The organism is Amylibacter sp. IMCC11727, from assembly GCF_029854195.1.
Classification (GTDB): domain Bacteria; phylum Pseudomonadota; class Alphaproteobacteria; order Rhodobacterales; family Rhodobacteraceae; genus Amylibacter.
This window is the reverse complement of sequence record NZ_CP122960.1, coordinates 1,457,044-1,469,798: the sequence shown is the minus strand read 5'-3', so window position 1 is coordinate 1,469,798 and position 12,755 is coordinate 1,457,044. Positions and strand designations below refer to the sequence as shown.

Annotated in this window: 12 protein-coding genes; 5 read left to right on the top strand and 7 right to left on the bottom strand. The window is 54.4% G+C overall.

Going from position 1 to position 12,755, the window contains the following annotated elements; genetic code table 11:
- Positions 1–15: 15 nt before the first annotated feature.
- The gene (locus QBD29_RS07500) at positions 16–1,167 is read right to left on the bottom strand and encodes an acyl-CoA dehydrogenase family protein (protein ID WP_280100680.1); all 1,152 of its coding nucleotides are present in this window, start codon (positions 1,165–1,167) and stop codon (positions 16–18) included.
- A gap of 153 nt (positions 1,168–1,320) precedes the next feature.
- Between QBD29_RS07500 and QBD29_RS07495 the strand changes: the two genes are divergently transcribed.
- Genes QBD29_RS07495 through QBD29_RS07480 form a run of 4 tightly spaced genes read left to right on the top strand, consistent with a single transcriptional unit; the run spans position 1,321 to position 4,554 of the window.
- Positions 1,321–2,097, top strand: coding sequence for a 5-oxoprolinase subunit PxpA (locus QBD29_RS07495; protein ID WP_280100679.1), 777 nt, complete (start codon positions 1,321–1,323; stop codon positions 2,095–2,097).
- On the top strand, positions 2,097–2,780 hold the full coding sequence (locus QBD29_RS07490; RefSeq protein ID WP_280100678.1) for an allophanate hydrolase subunit 1: 684 nt from the start codon (positions 2,097–2,099) through the stop codon (positions 2,778–2,780). The genes QBD29_RS07495 and QBD29_RS07490 overlap by 1 nt, the downstream gene beginning before the upstream one ends.
- Complete coding sequence (locus QBD29_RS07485; protein ID WP_280100677.1) at positions 2,777–3,796, top strand: biotin-dependent carboxyltransferase family protein; 1,020 nt, start codon at positions 2,777–2,779, stop codon at positions 3,794–3,796. Before QBD29_RS07490 ends, QBD29_RS07485 begins: the two co-directional genes overlap by 4 nt.
- Positions 3,793–4,554, top strand: a complete 762-nt coding sequence (locus QBD29_RS07480; RefSeq protein ID WP_280100676.1) for an SDR family oxidoreductase — start codon at positions 3,793–3,795, stop codon at positions 4,552–4,554. Before QBD29_RS07485 ends, QBD29_RS07480 begins: the two co-directional genes overlap by 4 nt.
- A gap of 63 nt (positions 4,555–4,617) precedes the next feature.
- On the opposite strand, the gene katG is transcribed toward QBD29_RS07480, so the two are convergent.
- From katG to QBD29_RS07450, 6 genes are all read right to left on the bottom strand, one after another.
- On the bottom strand, positions 4,618–6,789 hold the full coding sequence (katG, locus tag QBD29_RS07475) for a catalase/peroxidase HPI (protein ID WP_280100675.1): 2,172 nt from the start codon (positions 6,787–6,789) through the stop codon (positions 4,618–4,620).
- A gap of 125 nt (positions 6,790–6,914) precedes the next feature.
- Positions 6,915–8,510, bottom strand: coding sequence for a gamma-glutamyltransferase (gene ggt / locus QBD29_RS07470; RefSeq protein ID WP_280100674.1), 1,596 nt, complete (start codon positions 8,508–8,510; stop codon positions 6,915–6,917).
- Between the two features lie 68 nt (positions 8,511–8,578).
- The gene (locus tag QBD29_RS07465; protein ID WP_280100673.1) at positions 8,579–9,637 is read right to left on the bottom strand and encodes a saccharopine dehydrogenase; all 1,059 of its coding nucleotides are present in this window, start codon (positions 9,635–9,637) and stop codon (positions 8,579–8,581) included.
- An 11-nt stretch (positions 9,638–9,648) separates the two neighbouring features.
- Positions 9,649–10,446 carry a metal ABC transporter permease gene (locus tag QBD29_RS07460; protein ID WP_280100672.1) on the bottom strand — a complete coding sequence of 266 codons (798 nt, stop codon included), beginning with the start codon at positions 10,444–10,446 and terminating at the stop codon, positions 9,649–9,651.
- Complete coding sequence (locus tag QBD29_RS07455) at positions 10,443–11,189, bottom strand: metal ABC transporter ATP-binding protein (RefSeq protein ID WP_280100671.1); 747 nt, start codon at positions 11,187–11,189, stop codon at positions 10,443–10,445. The genes QBD29_RS07460 and QBD29_RS07455 overlap by 4 nt, the downstream gene beginning before the upstream one ends.
- On the bottom strand, positions 11,186–11,665 hold the full coding sequence (locus tag QBD29_RS07450) for a transcriptional repressor (protein ID WP_280100670.1): 480 nt from the start codon (positions 11,663–11,665) through the stop codon (positions 11,186–11,188). The genes QBD29_RS07455 and QBD29_RS07450 overlap by 4 nt, the downstream gene beginning before the upstream one ends.
- Before the next feature lie 61 nt (positions 11,666–11,726).
- Between QBD29_RS07450 and QBD29_RS07445 the strand changes: the two genes are divergently transcribed.
- On the top strand, positions 11,727–12,746 hold the full coding sequence (locus QBD29_RS07445; protein ID WP_280100669.1) for a zinc ABC transporter substrate-binding protein: 1,020 nt from the start codon (positions 11,727–11,729) through the stop codon (positions 12,744–12,746).
- The last annotated feature ends 9 nt before the right edge of the window (positions 12,747–12,755 follow it).

Sequence of the window (12,755 nt, the reverse complement as noted above, 5' to 3'; positions counted from 1 at the left end):
TGGAAATAAAATTTCCTAATAAGAACGGGGCAATCCCAAGATGTGTTCGGCCAAATAAGACAGAATCAGATTCGTTGAAATTGGTGCGGTTTGATAAAGCCGCGTCTCACGGAATTTGCGTTCGATGTCGTATTCTTCGGCAAAGCCAAAACCGCCGTGCGTTTGGATGCACATGTTTGCCGCTTCAAAAGACGCGTCTGCCGCGAGCATTTTGGCCATGTTTGCCTCTGCCCCCGGGTTTTCGCCGCTTTCATACAGACGCAACGCTTCTTTCACCATCAACTCTGCCGCGCGCATATTGGCGTAGGCTTTGGCGATAGGGAATTGGATGCCTTGGTTCTGACCAATAGGTCGCCCGAACACTTCGCGTTCAATTGCATAAGACTTGGCCTTTTCGATAAACCATTTCGCGTCCCCCACACATTCCGCCGCGATCAAAATCCGTTCCGCGTTCATGCCCGTAAGGATGTATTTAAACCCTTTGCCCTCTTCCCCGATCAGATTGGTCGCAGGCACACGCAGATTGTCAAAAAACACTTCGGTGGTGGCGTGGTTCATCATAGTGCGGATTGGGCGAATGGTCAGGCCGTTGCCTTTTGCACTGCGCATATCCACAAGGATCACCGATAGGCCTGCGGTTTTTTTCATACCATCCGATAGCGGCGTTGTACGCGCCAGCAAAAGCATCAAATCGGAATGTTCCGCACGGCTGGTCCAGATTTTCTGGCCGTTAATCACATAGTCATCCCCATCACGCACCGCTGTGGTTTTAAGGGCCCCTGTATCTGTTCCCGATGTGGGTTCGGTCACGCCAAAGGCCTGTAAACGCAACGCCCCTGATGCAATATCGGGCAGGTAGGTTCGTTTTTGCTCCGCCGATCCGTGCCGCAACAACGTGCCCATTGTGTACATCTGCGCATGACAGGCCCCGCCATTGCAGCCTTGGGCCTGCATTTCTTCTAACACGGCGGCGGCGGCAGATAAGGGCAGCCCAGCACCGCCGTATTCTTCAGGAATCAACACAGACAACCATCCCGATTTCGTCAAATCATCCACAAACGCGGTGGGATAGGTCATGGTGCGATCCAAGTCGCGCCAATACGTGCCGTCGTATTTGGCACAAAGTTTGGCAACGGCATCACGTAAATCGGAATAATCTTCAGGCATTGGTTGTCTTTCGCATGGGACCCCGACATCTAGCCAGAAGCCATATGCGCAAACAAGTCGAGAGTCCGTGCAAAAGTTGCATTCGCCCTTGGCAAGGGGGCGTGCATCTTTCACAAATACACAAACAACAGTCCCACGTGATCGGCCAATCCTATGAACGCACCCATCAAACGCATTGATTTGAATTCCGACCTTGGAGAGAGTTTTGGTCCGTGGACCATGGGGGCAGATGACAAAATGCTGTCCCTTGTCACAAGTGCAAACATTGCCTGTGGCGGCCATGCCAGCGATCCTGAAACCATGTTCAAAACTCTGACATTGGCCAAGGAAAACGGTGTCAGCGTTGGTGCGCACCCAGGCTATAATGATCGCGAAGGGTTTGGACGTCGTGTTATTCCGATGGACCCTGCACAAATCGCCAATATGGTGGTGGCGCAGATCGGGGCGTTGCAGGCCATGTCAAAACTGGCTGGTACAGATGTTGCCTATGTAAAGGCGCATGGGGCGCTGGCAAATTTGGCAGCGGCGGATGAAACGGTGGCGCGGGCGATGGTCGAGGCCATTCACACGCTTGATCCTACTTTACCGATCTTGGCAATTTCTGGCACGCAAGTAGAACGGGTGGCCAAGGAAACTAACCATCCTGTTTATTCGGAAATATTCGCAGATCGGGGGTATTTATCGAACGGGCAACTGGTTCCGCGTGGCCAAGACGGCGCCATGATCCATGATCCTACCGAGGCCGCAGAACGGTTGCTGGCGATGTTAGAAACAGGCTTGATGCCTGTCATTGACGGGGATCCCATCCACCTTGATGCCCATTCCATTTGCGTTCACGGCGACAGCCCAAGCGCGGTGGCCATGGCGGCAGAAATACGCGAACGCCTGACAGCGGCGGGCATATCAATCCGCAGTTTTTTGGACAAATAATGGGACACCCCACGTTCAAACCCGTTGCAGATCGCGCGGTGCTTATTGAATTTGGCACCGAAGTTGATGATGCGCTGAACCGTCAGGTTGTTGCGCTCGATCATAGCATTGCAGCGGCGGGGATTTCGGGGGTTGTTGAAACCGTGCCCGCACTGGTGAACCTGCTGGTGATGTTTGATCCATTGATCACCGATCACGGGCAAGTGGAAACGGCCATTCGCAGGTTATTTCCGATTCCTGAACAGGATGACGGAAATGCGAAAACACATGTCGTACCCGTGTGTTACGATACAGAGCTTTGCCCCGATCTGATTGCTGTTGCAAAGGCTACGGGGCACTCCATTGACGCGGTGATTGCGGCCCATCTGGGGGCCAAGCTCCGCGTTTCTATGTATGGATTTGCGCCTGGGTATGCGTATCTTTCGGGCCTGCCTGACATGATCCAAGTGCCGCGCAAACCATCCGCCACACGCGGTGTTCCAACGGGACGTGTGATGATCGCAGGGCCGCAATGTTTGATTACAACTGTGGTCATGCCCACGGGCTGGTCTATCATCGGTCGCTCCCCGATTGAGATTATGAAAGACGATCCTGACAATCCCTTTCTGTTCAATGTGGGCGACAGTGTGGTGTTTGAGCGCATCGCGCGCGATGCCTTACCAACCGAGATGCAGCACCCATGACACAGGCGCGGTTCAAAGTTGTTTTTGCGGGGCCATTGGTGTCATTCCAAGATTCAGGTCGCATTGGGCATCTGCGCTTTGGTGTGTCCCCCTCTGGGCCTATGGATCGGTTTGCGCATGGCGCGGCGCAAACGATGGTGGGCAATCGGACAAATGAAACCGCGATTGAAGTGTCACTTGGCGGCCTAATCCTTGAATGTATCGAAGGCGAAACCACCTTTGCAGCGGCAGGTGGCGGGTTTTCCGTGATTTGCGGCGCGGCGCAAAACGAAGGCTGGATCGCGCAGCGGGTGCTACGCGGAGATAAAATCACCCTGCGCGCAGGATCATGGGGCAGTTGGGCCTATGTCGCGTTTGCTGGGCAAATCGAAGTGGATACCTGGCTTGGGGCCACGGCCACCCATTCCATGTCTGGGTTTGGCGCAGGTGCGTTGCAGGCAGGTATGGAGTTTTCTGTCAAAGATGCGGAGGCACGGGAACGACGCGAGGGGCAATACACGTGCCCTGCCTGCGCGAAACCCGCATCAGACGTGCATGTGGTGATTGGCCCACAGGATCAACACTTTGACCCTGCATCTGTGCAATTATTCACATCGCAGTCTTACGCCCTGACGGATGCTTATGATCGGATGGGCGTTCGCCTGACTGGGCCAACACTGTCGCTGCTGAACGCACTGTCGATCCCGTCAGAACCAATCGTGCGCGGGTCTGTGCAAGTGTCGGGAGACGGAGTTCCAACGGTTTTATTGGCAGATCATCAAACCACGGGCGGGTATCCAAAGATTGCGACGGTGGTGTCGCGAGATGTGGATCGCCTGACGCAGCTTCGCGCAGGGGATGCCCTGCGATTTCGGGCAATTTCCGCCACAGAAGCGGTTCAGTACGCGCGGGATCAATCGGAACGGGATCAAGAGGCTTTGGCACAAATTGCGGAACCTCGTGCCACATTGGGCGAAAAACTGTTAAATACGAACCTGATCGGCGGGGTCGTGTCAGCGACAAAGGAAAACCCATGAGAGTTTTAATCAGCGGTGCAGCCACAGGAATAGGGGCCGCAGTGGTGCAAAAGCTCAAATCCCGCGGGGATGAAATTGTGGCTGTCGATATCGCGGAACCACGCGGCGTGGATCAATGGATCAAGATCGACATGAGCGATTTGGCGTCAATTTCAAACGCGGTTTCTGAACTGTCGGGCGAGTTTGACTGCCTGATTAACAATGCCGGCATCCCGCCCCGCGATGGCATGGCGGAAAAGGTGCTGGCGGTTAATTTCACGGGCATGGTGACCTTTACCAATGCTGTTTTACCCCACATCAAATCGGGCGGATCACTGGTGACAACGGCATCGCGTGCTGGCCAATTTTGGCGGGATAATATGGATCAGGTCAAAGCCCTGATGTCCACCGACCGTGACAGTTTGGCGGCCTTTGTGGCCGATCAGAATATGGATGCGACACGGGCCTATAACCTTTCAAAAGAGGCGGCGATTGTTTGGTCCATGGCACAAACCGAAGCCTTGTTGGAAAAGGGATTGCGGATCAACAGCGTGAGTCCTGCTGCGGTCAGCACGGGTATCCTCGATGATTTCAAAACCGCCTTTGGCGATAAAGTGGCCGCTAATATCGCCCGCGTTGGCCGTGCGGGTTTGCCCGAAGAAGTGGCAGATGTAATCGTGTTTCTTGCCTCACCCGAAAGCAATTGGATCAAAGGCAATGACATTACCATTGATGGGGGCATGTCTGCGCTGATGACAAAGGACATGCTGGGTTTATAAGCCCCAGAAACGCAAAAAGCGCCCCAAGGATTGAGGCGCTTTTCGAATTTAAGTGATTATGGTTCAGGCCAGATCGAAACGATCGTTGTTCATAACCTTGGTCCAAGCCGCTACGAAATCGGCAATGAACGCGTCTTTTGCATCGTCAGACGCATAGACTTCGGACAAGGCACGCAGTTGCGAGTTAGAGCCGAACACGAGATCCACGGTTGTGGCTGTCCATTTCAGATCACCCGTTGCACGATCGCGCCCTTCGAACAGGTTGTCAGAACCGTCCGCTGGTTTCCATTCGGTCATCAGGTCGAGCAGATTTACAAAGAAATCATTGCTGAGAGTATCAGACTGTTTGGAGAAAACGCCATGATCTGATCCATCTGTGTTGGTGCCAAGCATGCGCAAACCACCCACAAGAACGGTCATTTCAGGCGCTGTCAGACCCAACAACTGTGCCTTATCAACCAGCATTTCAGCAGGCTTACCAATGGCACGGCTGGAGTAGTAGTTGCGGAAACCGTCTGCACGTGGCTCCAGATGGCTGTAGCTTTCTACATCCGTTTGGTCCTGCGTGGCATCTGTCCGACCACCCGCAAATGGGACATCAACCGATGCGCCTGCGTTTTTCGCCGCCATTTCAACACCAACGTTACCCGCCAGCACGATCAGATCGGCCAAAGACAGATTGGTGTCGAGCCCTTCCAAAACGCCAAGCACTTTGGCCAGTTCCGCAGGGTTGTTCACCTCCCAGTTTTTGGCAGGATCAAGACGCACCCGCGCGCCGTTTGCACCACCGCGCATGTCTGATCCGCGATAAGACGCAGCAGAGGCCCAAGCGGTGGACACCAGTTGAGAAACAGACAGGCCAGAGCCTGCAATCGCCGCCTTAGCCGCAGCCACATCCGCGTCAGATGGCGCACCGTTTGAAGCTGGCAGTGGGTCTTGCCACAGCTCTTCGGTCGCTGGGACCAGTGGCCCGTGATAGCGGGCTTTTGGCCCCATATCGCGGTGGGTCAGCTTGTACCACGCTTTGGCAAATGCCTCGGCGAATTGGTCTGGGTTTTCGTGGAACCGACGCGAGATTTTTTCATACGCAGGATCAACGCGCAGGGCCAAATCGGCGGTTGTCATCATCGGCGCCCATGATTTTTCTGGGTTGTGTGCATCTGGAACAGAGCCTGCGCCTGCACCATTTGCCGGAATCCACTGGTTTGCACCAGCTGGGGATTTCGTCAGTTCCCATTCGAACCCGAACAGAACGTCAAAATAGTTGTTGTCCCATGTGGTTGGTGTTTGTGACCATGCGCCTTCGATGCCGGAGGAGATCGTATGTTCACCGTGACCTGGACCAAATGTAGACTGCCAGCCCAGACCCTGAGCCGTGATGTCAGCCCCTTCTGGCTCTGGACCAACGTATTTGTCAGGGTCGCCTGCGCCGTGTGCCTTGCCGAATGTATGACCACCTGCAACGAGCGCGACTGTTTCTTCGTCGTTCATCGCCATACGGCCAAATGTTTCGCGGATATCACGGGCAGAGGCCATTGGATCAGGATTGCCGTTTGGCCCTTCTGGGTTCACATAGATCAGACCCATTTGAACTGCGCCAAGGTTGCCTTCCAACTCGCGATCACCAGAGTATCGCTCGTCTTCCAGCCAAACACCTTCTGGACCCCAATAGATGTCTTCTTCTGGCTCCCAAATGTCTGGGCGGCCAAATGCAAAGCCAGCGGTTTTGAACCCCATGGATTCCAGTGCAACTGTGCCTGTGTAGACCAGCAAATCAGCCCAAGACAGCGCTTGGCCATATTTCTTTTTGATCGGCCACAGCAAAAGGCGTGCTTTGTCGAGGTTCACGTTGTCTGGCCAGCTGTTGAGCGGCGCGAACCGTTGCGCACCTGTGCCCGCACCACCGCGGCCATCGCCCACACGGTATGTGCCAGCTGCGTGCCATGACATGCGGATGAAGAACGGGCCATAGTGACCATAATCGGCAGGCCACCACGGCTGGCTGTCGGTCATCACGTCTGTCAGGTCTTTGCGCAATGCTTCAACATCGAGCGATTTCAGCGCCTCTGCATAGTCAAAATCGGGGTTCAACGGATCGGATTTTTCCGAATTTTGGTGCAATGGCTTAAGGTTCAGCGCGTTTGGCCACCAATGTTGGTTGGCTGTGCTGCCTGTTGCGTTTTGTGCGCCGTGCATTACGGGGCATTTGCCGCCTTCGATGGGTGATCCGTCCATGGAACTCTCCTGTCTTGAGTTTGATTGTCGCGAAGGCCGCAGTGACCCTCGGTTGGGGTTTGAATACCAAATCTTCGCCATTAGTTTAAGTTAGAATAAGCGATAGATGTGATAATTTTTAATTATTAGTAGCCGATTGCACAGCCATCTTTACGGGGATCAGAGCCGCCTGTCAGCACGCCTTGCTCCCAGTCGATCCAGATGGCCTGTGATCCACCAACGGGACGGGCTGGTTCGACGATGGAATGTCCCATTGCAGCCAATTCAGCCCGCATTTCTTGGGGCACGGCTGTCTCAATTTCCACTTCACCCGTGTCAGGGTCAACCATCATGCGCGGTGCGTCCATCGCCTCTTGGATGTCCAAGCCATAATCAAAATATCGGCTCAAGAACTGCATATGGCCAAAGGCCTGATATTCGCCGCCCATCACACCAAACGGCATCACCGCCTTGCCCCCTTTCGTAACCATACCCGGAATAATCGTGTGCAGCGGGCGCTTGCCCCCATCAATGCAGTTAGGGTGGCCGCGTTCCAACGAAAACCCATGGCCACGGTTTTGCAGCACAACGCCCGAATTGGGTTCCGTCAGCCCAGACCCCCAGCCGTGGAACAATGTATTGATAAAGCTGACCGCGTTGCGATCTTTGTCCACAACGGTCAGGTAAACCGTGTCTTCGTGACGGGTCAGCGGAATATCCGCAGGCGGTATCGTTGCCTTGGCCATGTTGATCTGCGCACGCATCGCAGCGGCGTAGTCGGCGGACAGGATTTCATCAATCGGAACATCCGAAAACGCAGGATCAGCCAGATAGGCATTGCGGGCGCGATAGGCCAAACGACAGGCTTCCAGCTCTTGATGCAGGCGTTTGGTGGTGATTGGCCCATCTGCCCCTGCATCAAAGCCGCTCATCACATTTAACAGCAACAGTGCAAACAAGCCTTGCCCGTTTGGCGGGCATTCATGCACCGTATGGCCGTGGTATTCAGTGGTGATTGGCGTTACATATTCGCCTTTGGTTGCGGCAAAATCATCGACGGTATGTAGGCCGCCTTTGCCCTGTAAGTATTCCACAATATCGTTGGCAACTTTGCCGCGGTAAAACGCATCGCGGCCATTGTCTGCAATAGATTGCATCGTTTCTGCCAGCGCCTTTTGATGGTGCATTTGCCCTACCTTGGGGACTTCACCATTTGGCAAGAAAATCGCTGCGGTGCTATCCTCTGCGGCCAACAGAGCTTTGCTCGCTGTCCAATCCGCATGCACACGCGATGAAATCGGATACCCATCGCGGGCATAGGCGATGGCAGGTTGCAACACCTCGCCCAAGGTCATGCGCCCATGATCGGACAGCAATTGCGACCACGCATCCACCGCCCCTGGAATTGTGACGGAATGGGGTGAACGGCGGTCGAATTCACTAATTCCTTGAGATTCAAAGTAATCAATCGTGGCGGCGGCAGGTGCTTTGCCAGAGCCGTTGAAGCCCACAACCTGATCTGTTCCGTTTGGCGCATAAAGGCAGAAATTATCCCCGCCAATGCCTGTGGAGCCGGGCTCCACCACACACTGAACAGCACAGGCTGCAACGGCGGCATCCATGGCGTTGCCCCCTGATTTCAGCACCTCAATCGCGGTTTGACTGGCCAGCGGATGCGACGTTGCCGCCATGCCGTTTGGCGTATGGACGGGGGAGCGACCGGGACGTTCAAGATTACGCATGGGACCTCTGCCTTTTGTAAACGGTTGAGGCAGTTTAGGCAGGGATATGACCCAAAGGCCAGCCCGTTTCACAATCGATTTACGTGATCCGTAAAGATAGCCGCTGCCCTGCCCCAGACGCCAACGTCAATATCATCAAGGGTCATTAGATAGGGCAGCAATTGATCGGCGTAGTCTTCGCTGCTTTCAACGGGCAGCATGGATGGCAGGTTGTCGATAGCCATAACATCCAAAAGGGTTGGCGTATCCGCCACGCGCACCAAAGGATCGGCAAATGTGGTGGAGCGATCATAGATCGGGATGGGATTGTAGCTGCTGTTTGGATCGCAAGACACATCCGCAATGACCCGCAGTGATTTGGGTTCAGGAACCGCTGATTTTGGTACAAAAACGGGCACGCTTGGCCCTGCGAGGATGCAATTTACAAACAGCGTGTGGTTCAGAATTTCAGGGAATGGTCCGCCATGTGCGGTTTCATCCATATCCCACTCTGTTGGCGTGACACCAAGGGCGTGCAAAAGCGCCGTTGCACCCGACCCAACACGGCCTTTGGCCCCAATGATAATTGCAGATAACTCACCCGTGTCACAGGATTTAAGGCGGGATTGCAGGTCTGCGATCAAGGCATCTTTGGAATGAAACACCCCAACGGAGCCGAGATTTGCATCCTCTTGCTGCGCCTGCCATGCCATCACCCCAACAGCCGCCCCAGCAAACCCCGCCCAATAACCAAAAGCGGCGATACGGCGGCCATTTTCCAGTGTGAGATATTCCAAATCATAAAGCGTGCCACCGCCCCGTTTGAACCGCCCCAACAAGGTGGGCCCATCTGCCTGCCCTTTGTACGCATGGCCAAACATAATGTGGCGGTGGCGCAGATCTGGACCCGCCTCATCCAACTCTTTCAACCCGAAAACAATTGCACCAGACGGCGCATCAACCCAACTATGTTCAGGTACAATTTCACAGCCAGCATCCGCGTAGCCCGCAATAGGAATGGCCCGCGCATCAGATTGTTCCACTGTCACTGTGTGACCTGCTGCCAGCAGCTTTGCCGCCCCTGCCGGCGTGATCCCAACCCGTTGTTCAAACGCGCGTTGTTCCGCGCGAACCCAAATATGTGCCATGACCCTGTTCCTTATCTTGCTCTTGCGCCGCCTAAAACCGCAGAAACGGCAAAGCATGCTGTTGCCAGACACACAATCGTTGGCCCTGTGGGCGTGTCAAACTGAAAGGCGAGGAAGAGCCCGCCAAGGGCGGACACCGCGCCGACCGCCATCGCAAATATCGCCATATGTTCGGGTGTTCGCGCAAACGGGCGGGCTGCGGCGGCGGGAATAATCAAAAGAGATGCAATCAGTAACACACCAACAACCTTGATTGCGACCGCAATCACAATGGCAAGTGCGATGGTAAGGATGATCTGCTCGCGTTTCGGGTCAATACCCGAGGCATGGGCTAAATCCGCGTTCAACGTGGTGGTCAGAAGTGCAGACCACCGCCACGCTACAAGCGCCAAAACCAATGCTGCCCCCGCCCAAATTACAACCAAATCCAGCTTGCCCACCGCAAGGATATCACCGAACAAATACGCCATAAGATCAATGCGCACGCCTGACAAAAACGACACTGCGACCAAACCAATGGCCAGTGCGGAATGGGCCATTACCCCAAGCAAAGTGTCGAGCGCATACCCACGGTTGCTGAGTGTTGAAACAACGGTTGCGGCGATCAAGACCACGACCAACACACCCACCATTACGGACAGGTTTAGCGCCAAGGCCAGCGCCACGCCAAGGATTGCGGCATGGGCTGTGGCATCGCCAAAATACGCCATCCGCCGCCAGACAACAAAGCATCCAAGCGGTGCGGCGGCCAAGGCCACGCCCAATCCTGCAAGAGCGGCGCGCACAAGAAAGCTATCAAAAAAGGTCATTCTGCGGCCTCGTGATCGTGATGATGGTCATGATCATGGCTGTGATTGTGTTCATGACGATAAAGCGCCAGTGCCCCTTGCGTGCCAGACCCAAACAATGCGCGATACTCAGGGGCGCTCGCCACATGTTCTGGGGCCCCTTCGCAACACACATGGCCGTTTAAACAAATCACCCGATCAGAGGCTGCCATCACAACGTGCAATTCATGGCTCACCATCAGCACGGCGCACCCCAGTTGCGTTCGAATGCTTTCGATCTGGGCATAAAACGCTGCTGATCCCGATTGATCGAGTCCTTGTGTTGCCTCGTCCAAGATCAACAATTCAGGTTTTGTCAGCAACGCGCGGGCCAAAAGCACCCGTTGAAACTGTCCCCCTGACAGCCGTGCCATTTGGCGGTGCTGTAAATCCTGAACGCCTGCTGTGTGCAGGGCCGATTTGATGTCTGTTTTGGGCACAGGCTTTGGCAGCCTTAGAAACCGTTCAACGGTTAAAGGCAGCGTCGGGTCGATATGCAGCTTTTGTGGCACATATCCAACGCGTAGGTTTGGTTTTACCGCAATGCTGCCATGGCTCAGGGGAACAGCCCCAATGATGGCGCGCAAAAGTGTGGATTTACCAGACCCATTCGGACCCACCACAGTTACAATTTCACCAGGCGACAAAGTAAGATCAACACCGTGCAGAACCTCTGCCCCGCCAAGCGCCACGGACAAATGCGTGGCCGTAATCAATGGGGTCATGCGGATGTGTCCTGACAATTTGGGCAGAGCCCTTCAGCTTCTAGGACTGTGCGTTCCACCTTGAACCCTGCGGCCGCAGCCGTGCGTGCAAGAGACCCAGTTTCAAGCTCTGTATGGGTTTCAGCTACGATGGCGCAACTGCGACACACCAGAAAAGTTGGCGCATGATCCGTCGTGGGATCGGTACAGGCCACAAACGCATTCAGACGTTCAATTTTATGGGCGAACCCGTTGCTAACCAAGAAATCAAGGGCGCGGTACACCACAGGCGGCTGTGAGCCTAGCCCTTCGTCGCGCAGCAAGTCGAGCAGATCATAAGCCCCCATGGCACGATGCTCTTGCAGCAAGATTTCCAAAACACGGCGGCGCACGGGGGTTAATTGCAACCCTGCTTTGGCGCATTGCGCATCCACTTTGGCAATATTGCCTTTGATACATGCCGTGTGATCGTGGGTTTCAAAACCGATCGTGGTCATTGTGTGAGGTCCGTTTCGTTTAGACCTTGATATGTTATAAGATAACATCTAACAAGTCGATATGTTATACTATTACACTCCTTCCATGGCCCGCCTCCTCGCCTCTGTTGCATTGTGCGCCAGTCCTGCATTTGCAGAAACACCGCGTGTCGTAACAGACATTCCGCCTGTTCATTCTTTGGTTGCCCAAGTGATGGAGGGTGTTGGAACGCCTGATCTGGTAATCCCAGCCAGCGCATCACCCCACAGCTATTCCATGCGCCCTTCACAGGCCGCCGCGTTGCAGGGTGCGGATCTTGTGTTTTGGATCGGGACAGAGCTGACCCCTTGGTTAGAACAACCGCTTGAAAATTTAGCAAATTCCGCCACAAAAATCGCGTTGCTTGATCATAAAGCAACCACGACCCGCGCATTTCGCGAATTAGAGGACATGGTCGAAGCCGATGATCATGAGGATCACGCAGACCATGGCACGCATCAAAATCATGATGACCACGCAGACCATGAAGATCACAGCGATCATGCAGATCATGGCGAGCACGGCCATGATGGGCACGACCATGATGGCGTCGATCCACACGCTTGGTTAGACCCGCAAAACGCGGTGGCATGGGTTGATCTGATTGCGGACACTTTGGCGGCCCAAGACCCCGAAAATGCGGAAAGATACAAAGCAAATGCCAATTCAACCCGTGCGCAGATTCTGCAAACATCTGCAAAAATCGCAGATGACTTAAAGCCGCTTCACGATCAGAGCTTTGTCGTCTTTCATGATGCCTATCAGTATTTTGAAAGCCGCTTTAATCTGTCGGCTGTCGGGTCCATTGTGCTGAATGACGCGAGCCAACCCAGCCCTGCGCGTCTGTCGCAAATCCAGGCCGTGTTACAGGAACATAACGTGGCTTGCGTTTTCACCGAAGCACAATTTAGCGAAAAACTGGTCAACACAGTCGTGGAAGGTACGGACGTCAAACGTGCCGAACTAGACCCATTGGGCGCGTCTTATGAAACAGGATCAGCCCTTTATCTGAATGTGATCAAGGGCTTGGCTGAACAGATCAAAAACTGCTTAACACGTTAAGCAGCCGCT

Bases quoted from the DNA above. Each gene is read 5' to 3' on its own strand.
- QBD29_RS07460 (WP_280100672.1), bottom strand. From the start codon at position 10,446: ATGACCTTTTTTGATAGCTTTCTTGTGCGCGCCGCTCTTGCAGGATTG.
- QBD29_RS07485 (WP_280100677.1), top strand. From the start codon at position 2,777: ATGACACAGGCGCGGTTCAAAGTTGTTTTTGCGGGGCCATTGGTGTCA.
- QBD29_RS07450 (WP_280100670.1), bottom strand. From the start codon at position 11,665: ATGACCACGATCGGTTTTGAAACCCACGATCACACGGCATGTATCAAA.
- QBD29_RS07445 (WP_280100669.1), top strand. From the start codon at position 11,727: ATGTTATACTATTACACTCCTTCCATGGCCCGCCTCCTCGCCTCTGTT.
- QBD29_RS07455 (WP_280100671.1), bottom strand. From the start codon at position 11,189: ATGACCCCATTGATTACGGCCACGCATTTGTCCGTGGCGCTTGGCGGG.
- katG (WP_280100675.1), bottom strand. From the start codon at position 6,789: ATGGACGGATCACCCATCGAAGGCGGCAAATGCCCCGTAATGCACGGC.
- QBD29_RS07495 (WP_280100679.1), top strand. From the start codon at position 1,321: ATGAACGCACCCATCAAACGCATTGATTTGAATTCCGACCTTGGAGAG.
- QBD29_RS07490 (WP_280100678.1), top strand. From the start codon at position 2,097: ATGGGACACCCCACGTTCAAACCCGTTGCAGATCGCGCGGTGCTTATT.
- QBD29_RS07465 (WP_280100673.1), bottom strand. From the start codon at position 9,637: ATGGCACATATTTGGGTTCGCGCGGAACAACGCGCGTTTGAACAACGG.
- QBD29_RS07500 (WP_280100680.1), bottom strand. From the start codon at position 1,167: ATGCCTGAAGATTATTCCGATTTACGTGATGCCGTTGCCAAACTTTGT.
- ggt (WP_280100674.1), bottom strand. From the start codon at position 8,510: ATGCGTAATCTTGAACGTCCCGGTCGCTCCCCCGTCCATACGCCAAAC.
- QBD29_RS07480 (WP_280100676.1), top strand. From the start codon at position 3,793: ATGAGAGTTTTAATCAGCGGTGCAGCCACAGGAATAGGGGCCGCAGTG.